Source organism: Metabacillus niabensis, from assembly GCF_902829255.1.
GTDB classification, from domain to species: domain Bacteria; phylum Bacillota; class Bacilli; order Bacillales; family Bacillaceae; genus Metabacillus; species Metabacillus niabensis.
This window is the reverse complement of the sequence record NZ_CADEPK010000306.1, coordinates 1-2938: the sequence shown is the minus strand read 5'-3', so window position 1 is coordinate 2938 and position 2938 is coordinate 1. Positions and strand designations below refer to the sequence as shown.

Below are 2938 nucleotides of genomic sequence, written 5' to 3'. Positions count from 1 at the left end.
TAAAGTTTAATAAAATTCAATTTTTTTAGTAATAAACTATAATAATCTAATCCTGGGCCATATGAGATTGAAAAATTTCCTCTCGCCCCTGTTAACAAAACTCCGATATTATTTTCTTGTGCTTTTTCATAGATTCCTCTAATCCAAAATGTATTTTCAAAGAATTTATAGGGCATTTCTATCATCTCGAGCCATTCATCTATTTCTGTATAAGAATCTCTATCAGGAAAATTCAATAATCTATCATGAATATTTCCAACATAGTTTGCCGTCGCCTTAATAAAGGGAGTTTCGTTAGGTACAGCCCATTTTGGCGTCCAATCGACAAAACCTTCTTTAGGAATATAACTAAATGTATGCAATGGTTTATTTTGATTAGCTAATATTGGAGAGGCAAAGCTAACAACAGCTCCTGAATCTAGACCACCGCTTAGTTGTGAACCAACATTTCGAAAGGTACGCAATCTAACATTCACAGCCTCCTGAAATATATCCTTAAAAGCTTCCTCATATTCTCCATCAGATGTAAATTTAATGAAATCATCTGGGAGTAAACTTCCATATTTCATAATCTTTATTTTTTCTGTGTTAACTATGATAGAATGCCCTGGGGGTACTTGCTGAATATTCTTATATGGAGTTGTTGATGAATCTGTACAATCTACCATAGAATCGATAGCAAGAAATTCGGCTAACCACTGTTCATTTGGCTGCTTTTTTACATATGGAAGTGAGAATAAGGGCTTAATAAGTGTTGAAAATGCAAACCTGCTTTTACTTTCATCGGTAACAAAATATAGTGTTCTTACCCCAGATAAATCACGGGCTCCGAATATAGTTTGTTTTTTGATATCCCAAATCATAAAAGCAAAATCACCAATTATATATTTTGGGGCAGCTTCACCCCACTTTATATATGAATGTAAAATCAACTCACTATCAGTCATTTTCTTTCTTGATGGATTAATAATTTGCAACCGTTCAAATAATTCTTCTCGATTATCGATAATTGCATCTGCGGTTACAACTAGTTCTTTTTCATAATCAAAAAAAGGTAACCGTTCAAATATTGACTCAGGTGTAATCCATTGGCCCAAGCAGCCTAAAAAGATTTGCTCCCTTTGCCAAACCTGACGATAATCTGAAGGAAAGCGATTAAACGATTCCATCAAGCTCGAAGCTTCATCAGATTTTATTGGCTCTCCATTCAAGTGGAAAATCCCTGTAATTGCACTCACTTCTTTTCCTCACTTTTCAATATGTAATTGTCAAAAAAATGATGAATCTGATGCTTAAAAGGAATAAATGTTTTGACCTTATTTATTTTCCCTCTAATTCTAAGTAATTCACCTTTTAGCTTTTCTTGTTCACGATAACTATTCTGTAATCTTTCCTCTATAGCTTGTAAAGAAATCCTCATTTGTTGGTTTTCCTCATAAAGCTGTCGGTCATTATAGCTAATTTTTTCAGTATTCAATTGTTCTACTTTTCCGTTCATTGTATTACTACTAAATTTCATTTGATATCGATTCTGCCATTTATAATTCGTTATTTTTTCAATTTGTTCTGTTCTGAGTTGAAGAAATTCAAGATCTGGATCTGCTTTATATTTTGTCCCCGTCCATTTTTCAGCCTCTAATAGTACATCACTATAACCTAAGGTATGAAAAATATTTGCGCCAAGAATATTACAATACGTTTCAACTTCTTCCTTAGTTAAAATATTCTTCCATAAATTTAGAGATTTAGTATGTGGCTGGTTATGTTCAAAAAGATTTGGATCCCCTACACCCATGCTTTTAAACATGGTCCCCTTCGGTTTATCTAAAAAGTCACCGTATTTCTCAATTCCTTCTTCATAACTTATACTAAGAAACGTACATAATTTCTCAATTTCCTCACGTGGATGTTGAATTAATTTTTCATATGTTAAACGATAAGAATATGAATTGCCCTTAGAAAAATAGTTAGCATAACGAAAATATCCGACAGTAATGTCAGCCAATCTTAGATTAAAGGTTGGTGAAATCAAATCTCTTTGTAGTTGTAAGCTTCTATCTTTTGAATAATGAAGTTTTTTATATGAGGCCATAACAGCTAAAGGGTTCCGAATTAACCAAATTCGCTTTGATGCTGGATAAAGTGCATCTAAAAATTCAAGAATATAATAATATCTTGGTGATTTATCTACAACTACTTCCCCACCACATCTTTGGAGAAATCCAGAATAAATTTCATTTGCAAAGCTTCGGCAAGCATCATGAAATAACTCCTTTGGAACAACTCCATTATAAAAACGGTTAATAATTGCACTCCCTCCATGTGCTGACCGACTATTTTGTAAATCATATAAACTCATTAATAACCACATTTCTTGTGTAGCAAAAACTTTACTATGGTTTTGAAGGATAGTCGTCGTTAAGGAACTTCCACTTCTAGGAACACAAAGTAAAAAGATTAAATTATCTTCTATGGTTTTATCCATCATGAACCTCCTTAACCTCTACCAAATACTTGACTTCCCTTCATTAATTCCAATTTTCTTTTTATTTGCGCTAAATTGATTGTATGATCAACAGTTAACGCCTTTATCGAAGTCAGATCATTTAAACATGAAGAGCATATCCACTTTCCTATATTCGTACTACTGTATGAAATATTTGAACATCTTGAGCAAATTTTTTTATACATTGCAAACCCCCAATAATGATGTAATATTTTTTGATAATTTAAACAAATTACCTTTGGATATTTCTTTTATTTCATTGCATAGTGGTTTTTATAGAAATAGACTCTTCAAATTAACTCCTTTCTTGAATCCTAAATATTCTGTAAATGTTTTAGAAATTCGTATAATACTATAAAGACTAATTTTCAACATATTGAACAAATATTTCTTTATTAAGAACAGTTACGTATAAAAATCTCTAATTAGGAA

At 31.9% G+C, this 2938-nt stretch carries 2 protein-coding genes; both read right to left on the bottom strand.

Features of this window, described 5'->3' with window-relative positions:
* A partial coding sequence (locus HU235_RS17840; RefSeq protein ID WP_174881096.1) for an asparagine synthase-related protein occupies positions 1 to 1238 on the bottom strand: 1238 nt, incomplete at its 3' end.
* On the bottom strand, positions 1235 to 2485 hold the full coding sequence (locus HU235_RS17835; RefSeq protein WP_174881095.1) for a sulfotransferase family protein: 1251 nt from the start codon (positions 2483 to 2485) through the stop codon (positions 1235 to 1237). The genes HU235_RS17840 and HU235_RS17835, both read right to left, overlap by 4 nt.
* Positions 2486 to 2938: the final 453 nt, after the last annotated feature.